The sequence below is a fragment of the Streptomyces sp. NPDC058000 genome, from assembly GCF_042886435.1.
Taxonomy (GTDB): domain Bacteria; phylum Actinomycetota; class Actinomycetes; order Streptomycetales; family Streptomycetaceae; genus Streptomyces.
The window spans coordinates 22,494-43,553 of the sequence record NZ_JBHVQS010000024.1 but is presented as its reverse complement, the minus strand read 5'-3'; the positions used below and the strand labels follow the sequence as shown (position 1 = coordinate 43,553).

The following is a 21,060-nucleotide window of genomic DNA, read 5'->3' as shown; positions in this document are numbered from 1 at the left end:
GCGTGCTTGAGGAGGCCCTTGAGCACCTCGTCAAGGGCATCGTCGACAACCCCGATGACGTGCAGGTAGCCTCGCGCACCCTGCGTCGCGGGCGCGTGCTGGAGGTCCGGGTCCACCCCGACGACCTCGGCAAGGTGATCGGCCGCAACGGCCGGACCGCCCGCGCACTGCGGACTGTCGTCGGCGCCATCGGCGGCCGGGGCATCCGCGTCGACCTCGTCGACGTCGACCAAGTTCGCTGATCAAGTTGAACACCGGCTCGGGCCGGGGAGGACCTTCGGGTCGTCCCCGGCCCGCGTCCGTATGTGAGGCTGGAACCACGGCCACCCCGTCGGATCCGGCACCGTCACCATCCATTGAGGAACCCCGATGTTCCTCGGCCACCTCCGCGAAAGCGGCGGCGGCTTAGCCGTAAAAGGGAGAACAGTGCAGCTGGTAGTCGCCCGGATCGGCCGCGCCCACGGCATCAAGGGCGAGGTCACCGTAGAGGTGCGCACCGACGAACCGGAACTCCGGCTCGGCCCGGGCGCGGTCCTCGCCACCGACCCGTCCGCCGTCGGGCCGCTGACCATCGCCACCGGCCGGGTCCACAGCGGCCGGCTGCTGCTGCGCTTCGAGGGCGTCGCGGACCGCACCGCCGCCGAGGCGCTCCGCAACACCCTGCTGATCGCCGAGATCGACCCCGAGGAAGTCCCCGAGGATCCCGAGGAGTTCTACGACCACCAGCTGATCGACCTCGACGTCGTCACCCGCGACGGCACCGCCGTCGGCCGGATCACCGAGGTCTCCCACCTGCCCTACCAGGACCTGCTGATCGTTGCCCGCCCCGAGGGCGGCGAGGTCATGATCCCGTTCGTCACCGAGATCGTGCCCGAGATCGACCTGGAAGAGCAGCGTGCGGTCATCGACCCGCCGCCCGGGCTCCTCGACGAGACCCAGGCCGAGATCGACTCCAGCCGCGAGGACAGCTGATGCGGCTCGACGTCGTCACGATCTTCCCCGAATACCTCGAACCGCTGAACGTCTCGCTGGTCGGCAAGGCCCGTGCCCGCGGACAGCTCGACGTCCGCATCCACGACCTGCGGGAGTGGACCCACGACAAGCACAACACCGTGGACGACACCCCCTACGGTGGCGGCCCCGGCATGGTCATGAAGCCCGAACCGTGGGGCGAGGCGCTCGACCACGTCCTGGCGTCCGGCGAAGGCACCCCCGTCCTCGTCGTCCCCACCCCCAGCGGCGTCCCCTTCACCCAGGAACTCGCCGTCGAACTCTCCGGCAAGCCCTGGCTGGTGTTCACCCCGGCCCGCTACGAAGGCATCGACCGCCGCGTCATCGAGGAGTACGGCGACCGCCTGGACGTCCGCGAGGTCTCCATCGGCGACTACGTACTGGCCGGCGGCGAGGCCCCGGTCCTGGTCATGGTCGAGGCGGTGGCCCGACTCCTGCCCGGTGTCCTCGGCAACGCCGCCTCCCACCAGGACGACTCCTTCGCCCCCGGGGCGATGGCCGACCTCCTGGAAGGCCCCGTCTACACCAAGCCCCCCGAGTGGCGCGACCGCACCATCCCCGAGGTGCTGCTCAGCGGCCACCACGGCAAGATCGCCCGCTGGCGCCGCGACGAGGCGTTCCGCCGCACCGACCGCAACCGCCCCGATCTGATCGAACGCGCCGACCCCGCCGCCTTCAACAAGAAGGACCGGGAAATCCTGGCCGCACTGGGCTGGGCGCAGCGCGAGGACGGCCGATTTGGGCGGACGAGTCAGTCCGTGGAAGAATGAGCCGCTGCTGACTGCGTCCGGCGTGCGCCCCTGCCACAGGGGGAACGACGCCCGCCCGGCGATCCGACAGCAAACCAACTTTTCCGATGATTCCGCTGATGACCTGTGGCATCAGCGAAGAAAGCAGTGGGTTATGAACCTCCTCGACTCTGTCGACTCCGCAGCCCTGCGCAGCGACATCCCGGCCTTCCGCCCGGGTGACACCGTCAACGTCCACGTCCGCGTCATCGAGGGCAACCGCTCCCGTGTGCAGCAGTTCAAGGGCGTTGTCATCCGCCGCCAGGGCGCCGGCGTGCGCGAGACCTTCACGGTCCGCAAGGTCAGCTTCTCGGTCGGCGTCGAGCGCACCTTCCCCGTGCACACCCCGATCGTCGAGAAGATCGAGGTCGTCACTCGCGGTGACGTCCGTCGCGCCAAGCTGTACTACCTCCGTGAGCTGCGCGGCAAGGCCGCCAAGATCAAGGAGAAGCGCGAGCGCTGAGCCGCGCCGCACCGGGCTGCGGAAACCCGCCCCGGTGCACCGCGAGGCCACACTCGCGACCGGCGTCCGGGCCCGGCCGGATAGGCTCTGGGCCCCATGGACACCGACGCACAACTCACGGAGCGCGACCCCGCTCCCGACCCCGCCCAGGGGTCGGAACGGCGGTCGCGCTCCGCGCGTTTCCGGGTCGTGGTGGCGCAGCTGCGGTACCGGCCGGTCACCCTCTTCGTGCTCTGTCTGGCCTTTCTGTTCCTGCTCAGCACCTTCGTGGCGCAGCCGTTCCTGATCCCCAGCACCTCCATGGAGAACACCCTGCGGGTCGGCGACCGGGTCCTGGTGAACAAGCTGGCGTACCGCTTCGGTGCCACCCCGCAGCGGGGCGACGTCATCGTCTTCGACGGCACGGGATCTTTCGTTCACAGGGAGCAGGGGGAGAATCCCGTCACGGGACTGCTGCGCAAGGCCGGCGCGGCACTGGGCCTGGCCCGGTCCGACGACACCGACTACGTCAAGCGCGTCATCGGCGTCAGTGGGGACCATGTGACCTGCTGTGACAAACGGGGGCGGATCAACGTGAACGGAGTGCCGGTGATCGAGGGCTATCTCCATCCCGGGGACGCGCCCTCCGCCGTCCCCTTCGACATCGTGGTGCCGAAGGGCCGGCTCTGGGTCATGGGAGACCACCGCACCCGGTCCAGCGACTCCCGTGACCACCTGGGCGAGCCCGGCGGCGGGACCGTCCCGGTCGACCAGGTCATCGGCCGCGCCGACCTGATCAGTTGGCCGTTCGACCGGTGGAGCACCATCGGCACCCCCGGAGCCTTCGCCCGTATACCGGCACCGGCAGGCCCCCGTGGGTAACCGTGGACGTCCCCGCCACGGGCGCGAGGACACCCCCGATGACGGGATGTACGACAGCACCGGTGGGGTGGGAGAGGCCGGGGAGGTCGACGGTGCGCCGAGCTCCCAGTCGTCGACCGGCGGGCGGGCCGAGCGGCGCCGCCAGGCCCAGCGCATCAAGCGCCGCAGACGCCGCTCCTACCTCAAGGAAATCCCGATCCTCGTCGGGGTGGCGCTGGCCATCGCGCTGGTCCTGAAGACCTTCCTGGTCCAGGCGTTCGTGATCCCGTCCGGCTCCATGGAACAGACCATCAAGATCGGCGACCGGGTACTGGTCGACAAGCTCACCCCGTGGTTCGGCGCCAAGCCGCACCGCGGTGACGTCGTCGTCTTCAAGGACCCCGGCGGTTGGCTCAAGGGCGAGCAGAACCAGTCCACCGGGGGTTCCGGCCCGATCAACGACGTCCTGACCTTCATCGGGCTGCTGCCGTCCGCCAACGAGCAGGACCTGATCAAGCGTGTGGTAGCGGTCGGCGGCGACACCGTCCGCTGCTGCGACACCAAGGGCCGGGTCACGGTCAACGGCACCCCGCTCATCGAGCCGTACGTGCACCCCGGAAACCCGCCCTCCGAGCTGAAGTTCACGGTGAACGTCCCCACCGGACGGATCTTCGTCATGGGCGACCACCGCTCCAACTCGGCGGACTCGCGCTACCACCTGGACGAGCCGTACCGCGGCACGGTCTCGGAGGACAACGTCGTGGGCCGGGCCGTGCTCATCGCCTGGCCGTTCAGCCACTGGCAGTTCCTCAACGAGCCCGACACCTTCGCCACCGTGCACGACGCGCCGGGCGCGAAGGCGTCGGCAGCGGATGCAGCGCATAGGGTGTCATCCGAGAGTTTGGCCGTACTCCCGACCCCTGCGGAACTCCCGCTCGTTATGGGAGTGGTGGGCCTGCACCGGTTGACGGGCGGGCGAGAGCGCGGAGTGAGGAGCAGATGTGGGGGACTTGGCGGTCGGCGCGCGGTCCGGAACCGAAGAGCCCGAAGAGCCCGCGGGGCGCGGTGAGTCCGCGCAGCAGGCGATGAGTTCCGTACATCAGCCACAGGCGCAGTCAGGCGGGTCCGCACCCGGCCGGCCGCGCACCGATCTATCGAAGCCGTCGGACGCAGCGGCCGACGAGGAGGCGACCGGCAGCGTGACCAAAGGCAAGAAGCCGCGTGCCTTCTGGAAGGAACTGCCGATCCTCATCGGCATCGCCCTGCTCCTCGCCCTGCTGATCAAGACGTTCCTGGTGCAGGCGTTCTCCATCCCGTCCGACTCCATGCAGGACACTCTCCAGCGCGGGGACCGGGTGTTGGTCGACAAGCTGACGCCGTGGTTCGGCTCCAAGCCGCAGCGCGGCGAGGTCGTCGTCTTCCACGACCCGGGTGGCTGGCTCAACGAGACGCCCACGCCGCAGCCCAACCCCGTCCAGAAGGTCCTCAGCTTCATCGGCCTGATGCCTTCGGCCGAGGAGAAGGACCTGATCAAGCGGGTCATCGCGGTCGGCGGAGACACCGTCGAATGCCAGGGCGTCGGCCCCGTCAAGGTCAACGGCAAGGCCCTCAAGGAAGACTCCTACGTCTTCCCCGGAGCCACCCCCTGCGGCGACCGCCCGTTCGGCCCGATCCACGTTCCCAAGGGCCGGATCTGGGTGATGGGCGACCACCGAGACGACTCCCTCGACTCCCGGTACCACCAGAACCTCAAGGGCAACGGCACGGTCTCCGAGGACGAGGTCGTCGGCCGCGCCTTCACCATCGCCTGGCCGATCAACCGCTGGGCAACCCTCCCCGTACCGGACACCTTCGACCAGCCCGGGATCAACAAGGCAATGGGTGCGGCTCCGGCCGCGCTGGGCCTGGCCGGCGCGGTCCCGCTCGTGATCTGGCGTCGCCGGAGGCTGACCGCAGCGCGTAACCCCAGGTAAGGTGCCGTCCCGGATCTTCGACGCGGGCTCGTCCCGCGGGGCGGGAGCGCTGGGATGAGCAGCAGTACGGAACGTACGACGGACGGCCGCGGCCGGACCACGGGCAGTGTGCTGTCCGGTCTGGCCGTGGCCGTCGGCTGTGCGCTGTTCCTGGGCGGCTTCGTTTGGGGGGCGCTGGTCTACCGTCCGTACACGGTGCCGACCGACTCCATGTCGCCCACCATCGCCGCGGGCGCCCGGGTCCTGGCGGAGAAGGTGAGCGGCTCCGAGATACGCCGCGGCGACATCGTCGTCTTCAAGGACGCCACCTGGGGCGACCTGCCGATGGTCAAGCGGGTCGTCGGCGTCGGCGGCGACACGGTCGCCTGCTGCACCAAGAAGGGCCTGCTGACGGTCAACGGAACCCCCGTCGAGGAGCCGTACCTCCAGAGCGACGGCCCCGCCTCGCCCATCGGCTTCAAGGCCGCCGTCCCCACCGGCCAGCTCTTCCTCCTCGGTGATCACCGCAACGACTCCCTCGACTCCCGCGTCCACCTCACCGACGGCGACCACGGCTCCGTACCGCGCAGCGCAGTCGCCGCCCGGGTCGACGCCCGCGCCTGGCCGCTCGACAGCATCGGCATGCTCCAGCGCCCCGCGAGCTTCGCCGCGCTCCCCGGCGGCACCTCGCAGCCGGGACCGCTCAGGCCCCTCGTTCTCGCGGTCGTCGCCGGGGCCGTGCTCATTCTTGGGGGTGCGGCATACGGGCCGATCGCACGGCGGAAGGGGCGTGGACGTGGGTGAGCGGGAGCAGGGGCCGGAGCCGTGGCAGGAAAGCGGGCGGGGACGGGGGCTGGCCGGGGATGCCGGTGAGGTTGTCTGTGAGGGGGCTGGCGAAGCCGCTGCGACCAAGGTGACCGCTGTGACCGTTCCGGTCACTGAGACCGCTGCGGCTGGGCAAGCCACGGCGGTGCGTCGGGTCTCCCGGGTCGTGCTGCTCGACTCGGATGGCCGGATCCTGTTGCTGCACGGCTTCGAACCGGACCGTCCGACCGAAACCTGGTGGTTCACCCCCGGCGGCGGCCTGGAGGGCACCGAGACCCGAGAAGACGCAGCCCTCCGCGAACTCGCCGAGGAGACCGGTATCACCGAGGCCACCCTCGGCCCCCTCTTGTGGAAGCGCCGCTGCGCCTTTCCCTTCGACGGGCGACGCTGGGAGCAGGACGAGTGGTACTACCTGGCCCGGACGGACCGGACCGTCACCGACACCGCCGGCCACACGGACCTGGAACGACGCAGCGTCTCGGGACTGAAGTGGTGGACCTCGGAGGAACTGTCGGCGTCGCATGAGACGGTGTATCCGACCAGACTCGCCGAGCTGCTGCGCACACTGCTCGACGAAGGGCCCCCGAGTGCGCCGGTGCTCCTGGAGACCGAGAGGGTCTGACGCACAATAGGGGGACGCACGGCTGAAGGGGATCTGCCATGAGCGCCGAGGACCTCGAAAAGTACGAGACCGAGATGGAGCTGAAGCTCTACCGGGAGTACCGCGACGTCGTCGGGCTGTTCAAATACGTGATCGAGACCGAGCGTCGCTTCTACCTCACCAATGACTACGAGATGCAGGTGCACTCGGTCCAGGGTGAAGTGTTCTTCGAGGTCTCAATGGCCGACGCCTGGGTCTGGGACATGTACCGGCCAGCTCGGTTCGTCAAGCAGGTGAGAGTACTCACGTTCAAGGACGTGAACATCGAAGAGCTGAACAAGAGCGATCTGGATCTTCCGGGTAGCTGAGGATCTTCTGCGGGTCGGTGGTCGGCTTCCGGGCTGCGGTCGCTGCCGGCTGTCCGGACGGTGCCGTGCGTCGCCCTGACGGGTGACGGAGTTATCCACAGCCGGGCGGTTATCCACCAAGATCCAATAGATCTGCGCGGAGGCGTCACAGTCGGTGCCGGAGGTGGTACCGCATGAACGCCACACACACCGGCCGACAGGCCGTGGACGCAGTAGCACGCACCGGGGAGCACACGCCGGGGAACGGCGACCCCACCCGCACGCACCACAAGGGCGGGACAGGGGGCGGAGACCTCGGGTTGGACACGGACGCCCGTGAGGCAGAGGCCCTAGAGCGTGGGCCAGAAGCCGTGAGCCGTGGCTCACGGAACGAGAATCCTGGCCCAGGGACTGAGAACTGTGGGTCACGGACCGCTGGCGGCGCCGTCGGGGCCGTGAGCAGCGGGTCCGGGACAGGGAACCGTAGGCGCGGAAGGCGGCCCGGGGACCAGCCCCCGACAGCGGTCGGAGACCATCCACCGACGGCGGCCGAGGGCCGTCCACGGGCATCGCGTACAGCGCCCGCGGCGCGGCCGACGCCAACAGCGCAGCCAGCGAAGACACGGCAACCTGCCCCACCGACGACGTCCCGCAACGCCCTCGGCCGCTACGGCGAGGACCTGGCCGTCCGACGGCTCATCGAAGCCGGAATGCGGATCCTCCACCGCAACTGGCGCTGCCGCGAGGGAGAAATCGACATCGTCGCCGCCGACGGCGACACCCTGGTCGTCTGCGAGGTCAAGACCCGCCGCGCAGGCTGGTACGAACACCCCATGGCGGCAGTCCGAGCGGAGAAGACCGCCCGACTGCGCCTCCTCGCCGAACGCTGGCTGGAACGGCACGGCGGCCCACCGCCCGGGGGCGTCCGCATCGACGTCATCGGCGTCCTGCTGCCCGCCCGCGGCGCCCCCGTGGTCGAACACGCAAAGGGGGTGGCGTGATGGGATTCGCCCGCACCTGCTCCGTCGCGCTCGTAGGCGTCGAAGGAGTCGTCGTCGAAGTCCAAGCCGACCTGGAACCCGGCGTGGCCGCCTTCACGCTCGTCGGGCTCCCCGACAAGAGCCTGGTCGAGTCCAAGGATCGCGTCCGAGCCGCCTTGGTCAATTCCGGCGCTGACTGGCCGCAGAAGAAGCTCACCGTCGGCCTCAGCCCCGCATCCGTCCCGAAGAGCGGAAGTGGCTTCGACCTCGCCGTGGCCTGCGCAGTCCTCGGCGCCGCCGAACGACTCGACCCCCGCGAACTCACCGACCTGATGATGATCGGCGAACTCGGCCTCGACGGCCGCGTCCGCCCCGTCCGTGGCGTACTGCCCGCAGTGCTCGCCGCCGCCGATGCCGGATACCGCCAGGTCGTCGTGCCGGAACAGACCGTCGCCGAAGCCTCGCTCGTCCCCGGCGTCTCGGTCCTCGGCATCCGCAGCCTGCGGCAACTCATCGCCGTCCTCGCCGACGAACCGGTCCCCGAAGAGGAAAATCCCCTCGACGAAGGCCGCCCCGACCCGCTCCTGGCCGGGCTCGTCATGCCCGGCACCGGCATCACCGCGGGCCTGCCACAGGGCGACCACACCCCCGACCTCGCCGATGTGGCGGGCCAACACAATGCCCGGCGCGCCCTGGAAGTGGCCGCCGCCGGACGCCACCACATCTTTTTCAAGGGCCCACCGGGAGCTGGCAAGACCATGCTTGCCGAACGGCTCCCCGGACTGCTGCCGCCCTTGACACCCAAGGAATCCCTGGAGGTCACCGCCGTCCACTCGGTCGCCGGCACCCTTCCACCAGGGCAGCCACTGGTCCACCGCCCGCCCTACTGCTCCCCGCACCACTCGGCGACCATGGCCTCACTGGTCGGCGGCGGAACCGGCCTGCCCCGCCCAGGAGCCGTCTCACTCGCCCACCACGGCGTGCTCTTTCTCGACGAAGCCGCCGAATGCAGCCCACGCGTCCTGGATGCCCTACGCCAACCACTCGAATCCGGCCATGTCGTCGTGGCGCGCGCCGGCGGCATGCTGCGGATGCCCGCGCGTTTTCTGCTCGCCCTCGCAGCCAACCCGTGCTCCTGCGGGCGACACGGAACCACCGCCGGCGGCTGCGAATGCCGCCCCTCTTCGATCCGCCGCTATCGTGCCCGGCTCTCGGGGCCGTTGATGGACCGGGTGGACCTGCGGATCGCCGTGGAGCCGGTCGCCCGCTCCGAACTCATCGCATTCGGCCGCGGTGCCGAATCCACCGCCACCGTCGCCGAACGCGTCCGCGCCGCCCGCCAACGCGCCGCGGCCCGCCTCAACGACACGCCCTGGCAGACCAACAGCGAGGTACCGGGCCACGAACTGCGTACCCGCTGGCCGGTACACCCCGGCGCCCTCGCCCAGGCCGAACGCGACCTGGAATGCGGGCTCCTGACGGCCCGCGGTTTCGACCGCGTCCTGCGTGTCGCCTGGACCGCCGCCGATCTCGCCGGCCGTGATCGTCCGACGAAGGAGGACGTCAACTGGGCACTGGAGCTCCGCACGGGCGTACGGCGCGGCGCGGTGACGACGGGATCGACAGCGGGAGGGGGCCCAGGCGCGGGGGCCGGAGCGGGCACGGTCGCGGCCGTGAGGCCGAGCACACCAGCGAGGGCCGGCGCACGGGCGGAAGCACGGGGCGAAGGGTCGCCAGAAGCTGGGACGGAAGAGGAATCCGAGACAGGGACAGAGCGGACGGAGACGGCAGCGACCACGGCCGGAACACCGACGGTGAGAGGACCGGGGGAGAGGCTCCGGAAGACACCGGATCCCCGCCCACGGGTCGCACTCGTCCGCCCCGTGGAGAGCCGAGGCGAACGATGAACTCCATCGACGAATGGGGCTTCGTCACGGACGGAGCGGGGCAGGAACCGGAACCCTGCCCGGAGCGTGGATCGAAGCCGGGATCTGAAGCGGAACCCGCGACCGACTCGGGATCGGGAGAGGGAGCGAATTCGAGGGCGGCATCGGAGGCGGAACCCGGTGGCCACTGCCCCACCCGCCGCGCCCTCGCGGGTCCGCACTGTCCCACCAGCACGCCAACCTCGCCGCCGGCCGCAACGCCCGCCGCAACCAGAAAACGTCCCGCTGCCCACCGGGCACGCACAGCGCACCCAGCCCGTGACACCTACGAACCGCAGCGAGCGGCCCGCGCCGCACTCACCCGCATCCTCGAACCCGGCGACGAAACGGCTGGCCGCTGGCTGCGCGAGATGGGCCCGGTGGCCCTTTGGCACGCACTGTCCCAAGACAACGCGCCACCACCCATCGGCTCCAGTCCGACCAAGGTCGCGGGACTCCGACTGCGTGCCGAGCGGGCCCGTCCCGCCGCAGATCTCGCCGCCGTCGCCGCGCTCGGCGGCCGCTTCCTCTGCCCCGGCGACGACGAATGGCCCGGCCAACTGGACGACCTCGGCGACGCCCGCCCCATCGGCCTCTGGGTACGCGGCCGGGCCAACCTACGGATCTGGGCACTGCGCTCGGTGGCTGTGGTGGGAGCACGCGCCTGTACCGACTACGGCGCCCACCTCGCCACCACCCTCGGCGCCGGACTCGCCGACCGCGGCTGGACCATCGTCTCCGGAGCCGCGTACGGCGTCGACGGCGCAGCCCATCGCGGCGCTCTCGCCGCGGACGGCCCGACCATCGCCGTCCTCGCCTCCGGCGTCGACCACTCCTATCCGCGCGGACACACCGAGTTGATCGACCGCATCGCCGAACAGGGGCTGGTGGTAGCCGAGTTGCCGCCTGGCGACCACCCCACCCGCAGCCGGTTCGTCCAGCGCAACCGCGTCATCGCCGCCCTCACCCGCGGCACCGTCGTCGTGGAAGCCGAACTCCGCAGCGGTTCACTGGTCACCGCACGGCGCGCGCTGGCCCTCGGGCGCTTCACGATGGGCATGCCAGGCCCGGTCACCAGCGGATTATCCGCCGGAGTGCATCAACTCCTGCGCGGCGAGGCGACGGTGGTCACCGACGCCGACGAGGTCATCGAGCTCGTCGGCAGCATCGGTGACCTCGCCCCCGAGCGCCGTGGCCCGACCCACGCCCGCGACCTGCTGGACCCCATCGCCCGCCGCGTACTCGAAGCGCTGCCCGCACGCGGCGGCATGGATACCGACCACCTGGCCCGGGAGTCGGGCACGCCCCGCGACCTCACCCGCGGCAAGCTCTTTGAGCTCCAGTCCCTCGGATTCGTTCAAAGGTGCGGTGAGCGCTGGGAGTTGGTGCGACGCGTCAACTCGACCGGAGGTTCCCGGCGAGGCGGTACTTGACCTGGCGCGAACGGGTGAAAGGGTGAGGGGAATGACCGCAGAATCCAGATTTGCCGTGCTTCGGTGCGTGCAGCCGGCCCGTTGGGCGTCGACGACACGGCCCAGCGCACGTGCGGGTTTCCGCCCGCCACAACGCCACGACCGTCCGCATCGCCCTCCAGGAATGCATCCCAGGCGAACGCGTCGCAGGCACTCCTTCCGAGTGCCGCCGTGCCGCGCGAAGTAACCCCGGGGTGCGGGCAGCGGAACGTATCTGCGCACACCCAACCCACCTTCCTCGCACACCGCGACGTCGCGGTCACGCTACGCTCACGACAGTTCAAGCCTCACACATCCACCCACCCCCGTCTCGGCAGAACGGCTCAAGGCGACGAATGCCCCAGCACACCTCCGGGTCTGACCGCGCGGCAGTACCACCCGCCGCGCGCGGCAGCGTGCGCCCCGCCCCGCCCACCTCGGTCGACGAGCTGTGGCGCTCCTACAAGGCGTCAGGCGACGGACGCCTGCGGGAACAGCTGATCCTGCACTACTCGCCACTGGTCAAATACGTCGCCGGCCGTGTCAGCGTCGGACTGCCGCCCAACGTCGAGCAGGCCGACTTCGTCTCCTCCGGAGTCTTCGGACTGATCGACGCCATCGAGAAGTTCGAGCCCGAACGCTCCATCAAGTTCGAGACGTACGCCATCACCCGTATCCGCGGCGCAATGATCGACGAACTGCGCGCCCTGGACTGGATCCCCCGATCCGTACGACAGAAGGCCCGGGCCGTGGAACGCGCCTACGCCACCCTCGAAGCGCAGCTGCGCCGTACGCCGACCGAGGCGGAGGTCGCCGGCGAGATGGGCATCCCGCTGGAGGAACTCCACGGCGTCTTCAGCCAGCTGTCCCTGGCGAACGTCGTAGCGCTGGAAGAACTCCTCCACGTCAGCGGCGAGGGCGGTGAACGCCTCAGCCTGATGGACACCCTGGAGGACACCGCCGCCGAGAACCCCGTCGAGATCGCCGAGGACCGCGAACTACGGCGGCTGCTGGCACGCGCCATCAACACCCTGCCCGACCGTGAGAAGACCGTGGTCACCCTCTACTACTACGAGGGGCTCACCCTTGCGGAGATCGGCAACGTGCTCGGTGTCACCGAGAGCAGGGTCAGTCAGATCCACACCAAGTCCGTACTCCAGCTCCGCGCGAAACTGGCGGACGTGGGGCGCTGAACGCCGGGGCTTGTATGGGGCCGAGCTGGCTATGGGGCGGCTGGGAGTGGTGCCGGACCCTGCGAGGGGCGATCGGGCTCCCGGACCGACGTGGGGCCGCAGGTTGATGGTGGCCGACCGGACATGGCCCAGGGGCGGGGAGGGCAGAGTGGCAGGGCCCAGGATCGAGCGCTGGTTGCCCAGCTGCGCGGTCGGCTGCGCCCCGAGGCCGGCGGACCCACCGGACGCCGATGAGCGCACCGGCACCGATTCGTGTCGCGATGCGGCGTGCTACGGCGAGGAGGCCATCCGTACAGTGGTGGCGTGCCCAGGATTCGAGCGGCCTCGGTGGCCGAGCACCGGACGATGCAGCGCGGCGCCCTCTTGGACGCCGCCCGTACCTTGCTGTCCGAGGGTGGAACGGAGGCGCTGACCTTCCCTGCCCTCGCCGAACGGACGGGGCTCGCGCGCTCGTCCGTATACGAGTACTTCCGCTCACGGGCGGCCGTCGTCGAAGAACTGTGCGTCGTCGACTTCCCCGTATGGGCCGCGGAGGTCGAGGCCGCGATGGAGGGCGCCGAGTCGCCCGAGGCGAAGGTCGAAGCGTATGTGCGCCGGCAGCTGGCACTGGTCGGCGACCGCCGCCACCGCGCCGTCGTCGCCATCTCCGCAGGGGAACTGGACGCCGGCGCCCGGGAGAAGATCCGCGCCGCGCACGGCGGACTGATCGCCATGATCGTCGAGGCGTTGGCCGCCCTCGGTCACACCCAGCCCCGCCTCGCCGCGATGCTGCTCCAGGGGGTCGTGGACGCCGCGGTACGCCGTATCGAACTCGGCGCCGCCGAAGACCCGGACGAGATCACCGAGGCAGCGGTGGCGATGGCCCTCAACGGGGTGCGTGGCTGAAATCCGGCAGGGGCTCGGGGATCGCCCTGATGGCCCTGGGCAGGCAGAGGGCGTTTCGTCTTCCGAGGCATGGTTCCTGGTGGGGCTTTTTGGTGGGGCTACTCCTTTGCGCCTGTTTCCCTCCGCCCCGGGGGCCCCGCCCCCCCCGCCCCCCCGCCCCTCCTCCACCCCACCCGAAACGCTCGTTCAGCCCGCAGCCCGCAGCCCGCAGCCCGCAGCCCGCAGCCCGCAGCCCGCAGCCCAAAGCGGTCTGGTGTCGCTGCTCCGGTGTCGCGCGGGTGTCTTCTTTACGCCGAATCGGCCGTACTCCTTCACGCCGTTCGCGTGGGCATCTCCTCCCTCTCACGCGCGTGCTGTTCTTCACGGCTACTCGCCGCGCCGTATGTGGTCCAGCTGCCTCCTCCTGCTCGTAGCCCATGGGGCAGAGCCACGCCGCCTGGCCGTACTCGTCCTCCTTGGCCCATGGCGGAGGCGACCGAATGCCCACAGTGCGATGCCGGTGAGCGCGACCGCACCGAGCAGGGCAGCGCTCGTGATGCCTGCCGATGAGTCCTTCGCTGCATGGGCCGTTGGCTCCGGCTGCTCACGATGTGGACGGTCGGGTCCGGGTTCCGGGACTGGCCTTGCTTCGGGGACGCCGAATACCGGGAGCAGCCGTGAGTGGCCGTTACGGAGTGCGGTTGGCGGCAGCAGTGAGAGGGGGTTCAGGTATGTCGCACCGCGCCGCAGGCCCCAGTGGAGGCACGGGGCGCGGCAGTGATAAGGGCCGCCTTCCAGTACGCCGACGGGCTGGCCGGCGGTGACGCGCTGGCCTTCGCGGGAGGTGGCGCGGACCGGTTCGTACGTCGTGCGTAAGGGCGGATGGCCCGAGCGGGACACTTCGATGGTGAGGACGCCACGGCCGGCGACGGTGCCGGCGAACGCGACCTGTCCAGGCGTGGCGGCTTTGACGACGGAGCCGTCGGCCGCCGCCAGGTCTACGCCCCGGTGTCCCGCAGCCCAGGGGGTCGGTGGGGGTTCCCAACCACGCAACACCGCGGGTCGTGTCCCGGCAGGGCCGTCGACGGGCCAGGAGCGCTCTGATGTCGGAGCTGCTGGGCTGGTGGCCCGAGCCACCTCGACGTGTGCGGTTGAAGCCTTGGCCACGCCTGCCTCGCCGATCACTCCCACAGTCGGTACGGCGGACAGAGCGCACATAGCGAGAACGGGGAGTGGATACCGCTTTCCTCGGTGGTCCCGAGCTGCGGAAGGTGCCCGCTCCGGAACCGTCCGATTCGGTGCCGGTCCGTCCGTCGAGCTTGCTGGGGGGCCGTGGCGCCGGCCCAGCGGGTGTCGCGGAACCGTGCGCTGGATGTCGGGACGCCGGGCAACCGGTCCGGTCCGCTGTCCTCGCCGCATGTGCTGCTTTCGCGTCGGGGTGGAACCTCGCGGACCGGTCAGGTGCTGTCGTAGGGACGGAGGGCATGTGGGGCGGGGGTGCCGGGATTGCCGCTCGGTGCGGCCGGTGAGTCGTCGCATGTGTTGACCATGGCGGATGCGGAACCGGCGTGGGGATCTTGGTCAAAAGCTGTGGATGACGGGCCGCTTGTGGATAACGGCGTCACTCGACAGGGGCGCGAAATGGTGCGTGTCGCCCGGTGCATCGCCCGTCCCGTACACTTCTGATGGCGATCCGGGTCACCGGGTCGACTTCGCACGCCCCGCCACCAGTGCACCAGTCCCTTTCGGGCAGCACGTCGGCCGCGCTCTCGGTCCTCGGAAGGTTCCACACGGTTCCTCCCCTGGCAGGCGCGTCGGGGCGTCAGGCACTGCGGCCGGCCGGTCGCAGTGGAACCGAGAAACAAGGAGTACGGCCATGGCCGTCGTCACGATGCGGGAGCTGCTGGAGAGCGGCGTCCACTTCGGTCACCAGACCCGCCGCTGGAACCCGAAGATGAAGCGTTTCATCTTCACCGAGCGCAACGGCATCTACATCATTGACCTGCTCCAGTCGCTGTCGTACATCGACCGCGCCTACGAGTTCGTCAAGGAGACCGTTGCCCACGGCGGCTCGGTCATGTTCGTCGGTACGAAGAAGCAGGCCCAGGAGGCCATCGCTGAGCAGGCGACCCGCGTGGGCATGCCCTACGTGAACCAGCGCTGGCTCGGCGGCATGCTGACCAACTTCTCGACCGTCTACAAGCGTCTGCAGCGCCTCAAGGAGCTGGAGCAGATCGACTTCGAGGATGTGGCCGCCTCCGGCCTCACCAAGAAGGAGCTCCTGGTCCTCTCCCGCGAGAAGGCCAAGCTGGAGAAGACCCTTGGCGGTATCCGCGAGATGCAGAAGGTGCCCAGCGCCGTCTGGATCGTGGACACCAAGAAGGAGCACATCGCCGTCGGTGAGGCGCGCAAGCTCAACATCCCGGTTGTCGCGATCCTCGACACCAACTGCGACCCGGACGAGGTCGACTACAAGATCCCGGGTAACGACGACGCGATCCGCTCCGTCACCCTGCTCACCCGCGTGATCGCCGACGCCGTCGCCGAGGGCCTGATCGCCCGTTCCGGCGCCGCCACCGGCGACCAGAAGCCGGGCGAGAAGGCCGGTGAGCCGCTGGCCGAGTGGGAGCGCGACCTGCTCGAAGGCGACAAGAAGTCTGACGAAGAGGCCGCCAAGGTCGAGGCCCCGGCCGCCGAAGCCGAGCAGCCGGCCGCCGAGGCCGACGCTCCGGCTGCCGAGGCCGAGAAGCCGGCCGAGCAGGGCTGACCTCCAGGACCGGTTGATGACGGCGGGGGAGAGTGCCACAAGCGCCTCCCCCGTCGTTCACCCGTAGATCTTTCGACTTTCGCGATTCCGAGAAGAGATTCACAGACCATGGCGAACTACACCGCCGCTGACGTCAAGAAGCTCCGCGAGCTCACCGGCGCCGGCATGATGGACTGCAAGAAGGCCCTGGATGAGGCCGAGGGCAACGTCGACAAGGCCGTCGAGGTCCTGCGCGTCAAGGGTCAGAAGGGCGTCGCCAAGCGCGAGGGCCGCTCCGCCGAGAACGGCGCTGTGGTCTCCCTGATCGCCGACGACAACACCTCCGGCATCATCGTGGAGCTGAAGTGCGAGACGGACTTCGTCGCCAAGGGTGAGAAGTTCCAGTCCGTCGCCAACGCCCTCGCCGCGCACGTCGCCAAGACCAACCCGGCCGACATCGAGGCCCTGCTCGCCTCCGAGATCGAGGCTGGCAAGACCGTCCAGGCGTTCGTCGACGAGGCCAACGCGAACCTCGGCGAGAAGATCGTCCTGGACCGCTTCGCGCAGTTCGCCGGCGGCTACGTGACGGCGTACATGCACCGCACCATGCCTGACCTGCCGCCGCAGATCGGTGTCCTCGTCGAGCTCGACAAGGAGAACGCCGAGGTCGCCAAGGGCATCGCGCAGCACATCGCCGCCTTCGCCCCGAAGTACCTCTCCAAGGAGGACGTCCCGGCCGAGGTCGTCGAGGCCGAGCGTCGCGTCGCCGAGGAGACCACCCGCGCCGAGGGCAAGCCCGAGGCCGCACTGCCGAAGATCGTCGAGGGTCGCCTCAACGGCTTCTTCAAGGACGCGACGCTGCTCGGTCAGCCGTACGCGCTCGACAACAAGAAGTCCGTCGAGAAGGTCCTCCAGGAGGCCGGTGTCACCCTGAAGCGCTTCTCGCGCATCAAGGTCGGCATCTGAGCCTGCCGCGAAGGCAGCGAATGACTTACGGCCCCGCTAGGGTCGTACGCAGTCGGCCGCTCATCGGTCGGCCGCAGATGTGACGAGGAGGCCATTGCCGGACAGGGATCTGACCAAGACCCACGGCAATGGCCTTCTTCGTATGTGCACGAGGAGAGCTCAATGAATCACGGTGCCGACGGCGCGGACACACACAAAGCCGGGAACGGCGGCAGGCGGCGCTTCCTTCTGAAGCTGTCGGGCGAGGCGTTCGCCGGTGGCGGAGGACTGGGTGTCGACCCCGATGTCGTGCACGCCATCGCCCGCGAGATCGCCGCGGTGGTTCGTGACGGCTATGAGATCGCCATCGTGATCGGCGGCGGCAACTTCTTCCGCGGTGCCGAACTGCAGCAGCGCGGTATGGACCGGGCCCGCTCCGACTACATGGGCATGCTCGGTACGGTCATGAACTGCCTGGCCCTCCAGGACTTCCTGGAGAAGGAGGGCATCGACTCCCGCGTCCAGACGGCGATCACCATGGGCCAGGTCGCGGAGCCGTACATCCCGCTGCGCGCGGTGCGCCACCTGGAGAAGGGCCGGGTCGTCATCTTCGGCGCCGGCATGGGCATGCCGTACTTCTCCACCGACACCACCGCCGCCCAGCGCGCCCTGGAGATCGACGCCGAGGCCATGCTGATGGGCAAGAACGGTGTGGACGGGGTCTACGACTCCGACCCCAAGCGGAACCCGGACGCGGTCAAGTTCGACGCCCTTGAATACGGCGAGGTCATCACCCGCGACCTGAAGGTCGCCGATGCCACCGCCATCACGCTGTGCCGGGACAACAAGCTCCCGATCCTCGTGTTCGAACTGCTCGCCGAGGGGAACATCGCGCGTGCGGTGAAGGGTGAGAAGATCGGCACGCTCGTCAGCGATCAGAACACCCGGGCCTGACGGCCTCAACTGCCGTGATTCCGCACGGGCGTCGGCCCGTGCGGGCGGCAACCCCCGGTCGTGGGAAGACCTCGGTACGGGGATGGACAACCGCCTGCCGGTCGGACACCGTGCAGGAGAAGACGCGCGGCAGGGGCGAGGCTCTGCTTCTTACCGAAAAGACCAGGAGCAAGTGGTGATCGAAGAGATCCTCCTCGAAGCCGAGGAGAAGATGGAGAAGGCCGTCGTGGTCGCCAAGGAGGACTTCGCCGCGATCCGCACCGGGCGTGCGCACCCGGCGATGTTCAACAAGATCGTGGCGGACTACTACGGTGCCATGACGCCCATCAACCAGCTGGCATCGTTCTCGGTTCCGGAGCCGCGGATGGCCGTGGTGACCCCGTTCGACAAGAGCGCACTGCGCAACATCGAGCAGGCGATCCGTGACTCGGACCTCGGCGTCAACCCGAGCAACGACGGCAACATCATCCGTGTGACGTTCCCGGAGCTCACCGAGGAGCGCCGCCGCGAGTACATCAAGGTCGCCAAGAACAAGGCCGAGGACTCGAAGATCTCGATCCGCAGCGTGCGGCGCAAGGCCAAGGAATCGCTCGACAAGCTTGTCAAGGACAAGGAGTCGGGCGAGGACGAGGTACGTCGCGCCGAGAAGGAGCTCGACGACATCACCGCGAAGTACGTCGCGCAGGTGGACGAGCTCCTCAAGCACAAGGAATCCGAGCTCCTAGAGGTCTGATGAACGAGTCATCCTGGGGGACCCCGCCCGGCGCCGGCCAGTGGGGACCGCCCGATCACGGCCCGGCCGCCTCGCTGCGCGGTGCGGCGCCCCCCGTCCCGGCGGGTCCCCTGCACGACGGGGGCGGCGCGGCGCAGACTCGGCCCATGCCCATCGTGCCCGAGCCGGGCGGACACCAGGACGACCATCGGGACATCCGGGATAACTCGGACGACCGGGGGGCTGCTCGCCGGAGCGGCCCCCTGTTCCGCGACGACAGGCCGCAGGAGCCCATGCCCACCTCGCTCCCCGGGTCCGACAACGACCCAGTGAAACCGCAGAAGAAGAGCGCGGGGCGCAATCTGCGCGCCGCCATAGGGGTCGGTGTCGGACTCGGCGCGGTCATCCTCGCTTCGCTCTTCGTCTACAAGCCGGTGTTCATCGGCGTCATAGCGATCGCCGTTGTCGTGGGCCTGTGGGAACTGACCTCGCGGCTGGCGGAGCGCAAGGACATCCGGGTGCCGCTGGTCCCGCTCGCGATCGGCGGCACCGCCATGGTGGTCGCCGGATACGTGCGCGGCGCCGAGGGGGCATGGGTGGCGATGGCGCTCAGCGCGCTCGCCGTCCTCGTCTGGCGGATGACCGAGGCGCCCCAGAACTACCTCCGGGACGTCACCGCCGGAGTCTTCGCGGCCTTCTACGTCCCGTTCCTGGCAACCTTCGTGGCCCTGATGCTGGCGGCCGCGGACGACGGGCCGCAGCGGGTGCTGACCTTCCTGTTGCTGACGGTCGTCAGTGACACCGGGGCCTACGCGGTCGGCTGGCGCTTCGGGAAGAAGAAGCTCGCGCCGCGGATCAGCCCCGGTAAGACCCGCGAGGGACTCGTCGGCGCGGTGCTCTTCGCGATGGCGGCGGGCGCGCTGTGCATGCAGTTCCTGATCAAGGATGGCGTTTGGTGGCAGGGCTTGCTGCTCGGCCTCGCGGTCGCGGTCAGCGCCACCCTCGGTGACCTCGGCGAATCCATGATCAAGCGGGATCTGGGCATCAAGGACATGGGCACCCTGCTGCCCGGCCACGGCGGCATCATGGACCGACTGGACTCCCTGCTGCCGACCGCCCCCGTGGTCTGGCTGCTATTCGTGATCTTCGTGGGATCGGGCTGAGCGCCGCCGGTTACCCTTGAAGGGCGCGTCGCACATTCGCGGCGCGCCCTTTCCGCCCCCGCGACCGCGGGGGTGATCCGTGAGGCCTCCTGGTTCCGGCTCTGTCCGGCCCCTGGTTCCGCGTCGGCAGAAGCCGCCCGGCCTCGTTGCGCAGAGGAGTTTCCGCTCATGGCCCGCCCCGCCCCGGGAGAACTGACGTTTGTCGCCCCCCGCGGCGCCAAGAAGCCCCCTCGGCACCTCGCCGACCTCAGCCCGGTGGAGCGCCGCGAGGCGGTGGCCGCGATCGGCGAGAAGCCGTTCCGCGCCAAGCAGCTGTCGCAGCACTACTTCGCCCGCTACGCGCACGACCCTGCGGAGTGGACCGACATCCCCGCCGCGGCGCGCGAGAAGCTGGCGGCGGAGCTGCTCCCGGACCTGATGTCGGTGGTGCGGCACATCTCGTGTGACGACGACACCACCCGCAAGACCCTGTGGCGACTGCACGACGGCACCCTCGTCGAGTCCGTCCTGATGCGCTACCCGGACCGGGTCACCATGTGCATCTCCTCGCAGGCCGGCTGCGGTATGAACTGCCCGTTCTGCGCCACCGGACAGGCCGGCCTGGACCGGAACCTCTCCACCGCCGAGATCGTGCACCAGATCGTCGACGGGATGCGGGCGCTGCGCGACGGCGAGGTGCCCGGTGGGCCGGCGCGGCTGTCCAACATCGTCTTCATGGGCATGGGCGAGCCGCTCGCCAACTACAAGCGGGTGGTCGGCGCCGTCCGGCGGTTGACCGACCCCGAGCCGGACGGGCTGGGCCTCTCCCAGCGCGGCATCACCGTCTCCACGGTCGGGCTGGTCCCGGCGATGCTGCGGTTCGCCGACGAGGGCTTCAAGTGCCGGCTCGCGGTGTCGCTGCACGCGCCCGACGACGAGCTGCGGGACACCCTCGTGCCGGTCAACACTCGCTGGAAGGTCCGCGAGGTGCTCGACGCGGCGTGGGAGTACGCCGAGAAGTCCGGTCGCCGGGTCTCGATCGAGTACGCCTTGATCCGCGACATCAACGACCAGGCATGGCGCGGTGACCTGCTGGGACGGCTGCTCAAGGGCAAGCGGGTCCATGTCAACCTCATTCCGCTCAATCCGACGCCGGGTTCGAAGTGGACCGCCTCGCGGCCCGAGGACGAGCTGGCGTTCGTGCGGGCCATCGAGGCACACGGCGTGCCCGTGACCGTTCGGGACACCCGGGGCCAGGAGATCGACGGTGCGTGCGGACAGCTCGCCGCCTCGGAGCGCTGAGCCACCCGCTGGTACGGTG

General features: G+C 69.6%; 20 protein-coding genes and 2 pseudogenes. 21 read left to right on the top strand and 1 reads right to left on the bottom strand.

Features of this window, described 5'->3' with window-relative positions; genetic code table 11:
- The first annotated feature begins 2 nt into the window (after window positions 1-2).
- The 15 genes and pseudogenes from ACFVT2_RS23115 (at window position 3) to ACFVT2_RS23045 (ending at window position 13,261) form a co-directional block, all read left to right on the top strand.
- Window positions 3-242, top strand: coding sequence for an RNA-binding protein (locus ACFVT2_RS23115; RefSeq protein ID WP_003980229.1), 240 nt, complete (start codon window positions 3-5; stop codon window positions 240-242).
- Between the two features lie 184 nt (window positions 243-426).
- Window positions 427-972 carry a ribosome maturation factor RimM gene (rimM, locus tag ACFVT2_RS23110; RefSeq protein ID WP_390020843.1) on the top strand — a complete coding sequence of 182 codons (546 nt, stop codon included), beginning with the start codon at window positions 427-429 and terminating at the stop codon, window positions 970-972.
- Window positions 972-1,781 (top strand): tRNA (guanosine(37)-N1)-methyltransferase TrmD, encoded by an 810-nt coding sequence (gene trmD / locus ACFVT2_RS23105; protein WP_390020840.1) that lies wholly within the window; start codon window positions 972-974, stop codon window positions 1,779-1,781. The genes rimM and trmD overlap by 1 nt, the downstream gene beginning before the upstream one ends.
- 133 nt (window positions 1,782-1,914) lie before the next feature.
- Complete coding sequence (gene rplS / locus ACFVT2_RS23100) at window positions 1,915-2,262, top strand: 50S ribosomal protein L19 (RefSeq protein WP_274913000.1); 348 nt, start codon at window positions 1,915-1,917, stop codon at window positions 2,260-2,262.
- Between the two features lie 96 nt (window positions 2,263-2,358).
- Window positions 2,359-3,123 (top strand): signal peptidase I, encoded by a 765-nt coding sequence (gene lepB / locus ACFVT2_RS23095; protein ID WP_390020837.1) that lies wholly within the window; start codon window positions 2,359-2,361, stop codon window positions 3,121-3,123.
- The gene (lepB, locus tag ACFVT2_RS23090) at window positions 3,116-4,171 is read left to right on the top strand and encodes a signal peptidase I (RefSeq protein WP_390020834.1); all 1,056 of its coding nucleotides are present in this window, start codon (window positions 3,116-3,118) and stop codon (window positions 4,169-4,171) included. The genes lepB (ACFVT2_RS23095) and lepB (ACFVT2_RS23090) overlap by 8 nt, the downstream gene beginning before the upstream one ends.
- Window positions 4,113-5,075: a signal peptidase I gene (lepB, locus tag ACFVT2_RS23085; RefSeq protein WP_390020995.1), complete on the top strand. Its 963-nt coding sequence runs from the start codon at window positions 4,113-4,115 to the stop codon at window positions 5,073-5,075. The genes lepB (ACFVT2_RS23090) and lepB (ACFVT2_RS23085) overlap by 59 nt, the downstream gene beginning before the upstream one ends.
- Window positions 5,076-5,129: 54 nt before the next feature.
- Window positions 5,130-5,858 carry a signal peptidase I gene (gene lepB, locus ACFVT2_RS23080; RefSeq protein ID WP_390020831.1) on the top strand — a complete coding sequence of 243 codons (729 nt, stop codon included), beginning with the start codon at window positions 5,130-5,132 and terminating at the stop codon, window positions 5,856-5,858.
- A gap of 118 nt (window positions 5,859-5,976) precedes the next feature.
- Complete coding sequence (locus tag ACFVT2_RS23075) at window positions 5,977-6,501, top strand: NUDIX hydrolase (protein ID WP_390020829.1); 525 nt, start codon at window positions 5,977-5,979, stop codon at window positions 6,499-6,501.
- Between the two features lie 38 nt (window positions 6,502-6,539).
- On the top strand, window positions 6,540-6,848 hold the full coding sequence (locus tag ACFVT2_RS23070; protein ID WP_003980220.1) for a DUF2469 domain-containing protein: 309 nt from the start codon (window positions 6,540-6,542) through the stop codon (window positions 6,846-6,848).
- A 626-nt stretch (window positions 6,849-7,474) separates the two neighbouring features.
- A pseudogene (locus tag ACFVT2_RS23065) lies at window positions 7,475-7,828 on the top strand (YraN family protein); the annotation flags it as partial.
- Window positions 7,828-9,426, top strand: a pseudogene (locus ACFVT2_RS23060) (YifB family Mg chelatase-like AAA ATPase); the annotation flags it as partial. The pseudogenes ACFVT2_RS23065 and ACFVT2_RS23060, both read left to right, overlap by 1 nt.
- Before the next feature lie 284 nt (window positions 9,427-9,710).
- A complete protein-coding gene (gene dprA / locus ACFVT2_RS23055) occupies window positions 9,711-11,165 on the top strand; it encodes a DNA-processing protein DprA (protein WP_390020826.1) in 1,455 nt (484 codons plus the stop codon).
- A gap of 374 nt (window positions 11,166-11,539) precedes the next feature.
- The gene (whiG, locus tag ACFVT2_RS23050; RefSeq protein WP_100599565.1) at window positions 11,540-12,376 is read left to right on the top strand and encodes an RNA polymerase sigma factor WhiG; all 837 of its coding nucleotides are present in this window, start codon (window positions 11,540-11,542) and stop codon (window positions 12,374-12,376) included.
- A 345-nt stretch (window positions 12,377-12,721) separates the two neighbouring features.
- Window positions 12,722-13,261, top strand: a complete 540-nt coding sequence (locus ACFVT2_RS23045) for a TetR/AcrR family transcriptional regulator (RefSeq protein ID WP_390020992.1) — start codon at window positions 12,722-12,724, stop codon at window positions 13,259-13,261.
- A 366-nt stretch (window positions 13,262-13,627) separates the two neighbouring features.
- On the opposite strand, the gene ACFVT2_RS23040 is transcribed toward ACFVT2_RS23045, so the two are convergent.
- Window positions 13,628-14,458, bottom strand: a complete 831-nt coding sequence (locus ACFVT2_RS23040) for a murein hydrolase activator EnvC family protein (protein ID WP_390020823.1) — start codon at window positions 14,456-14,458, stop codon at window positions 13,628-13,630.
- 658 nt (window positions 14,459-15,116) lie between these two features.
- Here ACFVT2_RS23040 and rpsB point away from each other — a divergent pair.
- The 6 genes from rpsB to rlmN all read left to right on the top strand — a co-directional run bounded on the left by rpsB (window position 15,117) and on the right by rlmN (window position 21,041).
- A complete protein-coding gene (gene rpsB / locus ACFVT2_RS23035) occupies window positions 15,117-16,007 on the top strand; it encodes a 30S ribosomal protein S2 (RefSeq protein WP_390020821.1) in 891 nt (296 codons plus the stop codon).
- A 108-nt stretch (window positions 16,008-16,115) separates the two neighbouring features.
- Window positions 16,116-16,952, top strand: coding sequence for a translation elongation factor Ts (gene tsf / locus ACFVT2_RS23030; protein WP_390020818.1), 837 nt, complete (start codon window positions 16,116-16,118; stop codon window positions 16,950-16,952).
- Between the two features lie 162 nt (window positions 16,953-17,114).
- The gene (pyrH, locus tag ACFVT2_RS23025; RefSeq protein ID WP_390020816.1) at window positions 17,115-17,885 is read left to right on the top strand and encodes a UMP kinase; all 771 of its coding nucleotides are present in this window, start codon (window positions 17,115-17,117) and stop codon (window positions 17,883-17,885) included.
- Between the two features lie 175 nt (window positions 17,886-18,060).
- Window positions 18,061-18,618 (top strand): ribosome recycling factor, encoded by a 558-nt coding sequence (frr, locus tag ACFVT2_RS23020; protein ID WP_390020814.1) that lies wholly within the window; start codon window positions 18,061-18,063, stop codon window positions 18,616-18,618.
- The gene (locus ACFVT2_RS23015) at window positions 18,618-19,760 is read left to right on the top strand and encodes a phosphatidate cytidylyltransferase (RefSeq protein WP_390020812.1); all 1,143 of its coding nucleotides are present in this window, start codon (window positions 18,618-18,620) and stop codon (window positions 19,758-19,760) included. The genes frr and ACFVT2_RS23015 overlap by 1 nt, the downstream gene beginning before the upstream one ends.
- Window positions 19,761-19,928: 168 nt before the next feature.
- Window positions 19,929-21,041: a 23S rRNA (adenine(2503)-C(2))-methyltransferase RlmN gene (gene rlmN / locus ACFVT2_RS23010; RefSeq protein WP_390020809.1), complete on the top strand. Its 1,113-nt coding sequence runs from the start codon at window positions 19,929-19,931 to the stop codon at window positions 21,039-21,041.
- Window positions 21,042-21,060: the final 19 nt, after the last annotated feature.

What these genes read in the sequence shown, in the direction of transcription:
- dprA (WP_390020826.1), top strand. Translation starts at nt 9,711, where the DNA reads ATGAACTCCATCGACGAATGGGGCTTCGTCACGGACGGAGCGGGGCAG.
- lepB (WP_390020837.1), top strand. Translation starts at nt 2,359, where the DNA reads ATGGACACCGACGCACAACTCACGGAGCGCGACCCCGCTCCCGACCCC.
- rlmN (WP_390020809.1), top strand. Translation starts at nt 19,929, where the DNA reads ATGGCCCGCCCCGCCCCGGGAGAACTGACGTTTGTCGCCCCCCGCGGC.
- rpsB (WP_390020821.1), top strand. Translation starts at nt 15,117, where the DNA reads ATGGCCGTCGTCACGATGCGGGAGCTGCTGGAGAGCGGCGTCCACTTC.
- lepB (WP_390020831.1), top strand. Translation starts at nt 5,130, where the DNA reads ATGAGCAGCAGTACGGAACGTACGACGGACGGCCGCGGCCGGACCACG.
- pyrH (WP_390020816.1), top strand. Translation starts at nt 17,115, where the DNA reads ATGAATCACGGTGCCGACGGCGCGGACACACACAAAGCCGGGAACGGC.
- whiG (WP_100599565.1), top strand. Translation starts at nt 11,540, where the DNA reads ATGCCCCAGCACACCTCCGGGTCTGACCGCGCGGCAGTACCACCCGCC.
- ACFVT2_RS23015 (WP_390020812.1), top strand. Translation starts at nt 18,618, where the DNA reads ATGAACGAGTCATCCTGGGGGACCCCGCCCGGCGCCGGCCAGTGGGGA.
- trmD (WP_390020840.1), top strand. Translation starts at nt 972, where the DNA reads ATGCGGCTCGACGTCGTCACGATCTTCCCCGAATACCTCGAACCGCTG.
- tsf (WP_390020818.1), top strand. Translation starts at nt 16,116, where the DNA reads ATGGCGAACTACACCGCCGCTGACGTCAAGAAGCTCCGCGAGCTCACC.
- rplS (WP_274913000.1), top strand. Translation starts at nt 1,915, where the DNA reads ATGAACCTCCTCGACTCTGTCGACTCCGCAGCCCTGCGCAGCGACATC.
- ACFVT2_RS23045 (WP_390020992.1), top strand. Translation starts at nt 12,722, where the DNA reads ATGCAGCGCGGCGCCCTCTTGGACGCCGCCCGTACCTTGCTGTCCGAG.
- ACFVT2_RS23040 (WP_390020823.1), bottom strand. Translation starts at nt 14,458, where the DNA reads ATGTGCGCTCTGTCCGCCGTACCGACTGTGGGAGTGATCGGCGAGGCA.
- ACFVT2_RS23070 (WP_003980220.1), top strand. Translation starts at nt 6,540, where the DNA reads ATGAGCGCCGAGGACCTCGAAAAGTACGAGACCGAGATGGAGCTGAAG.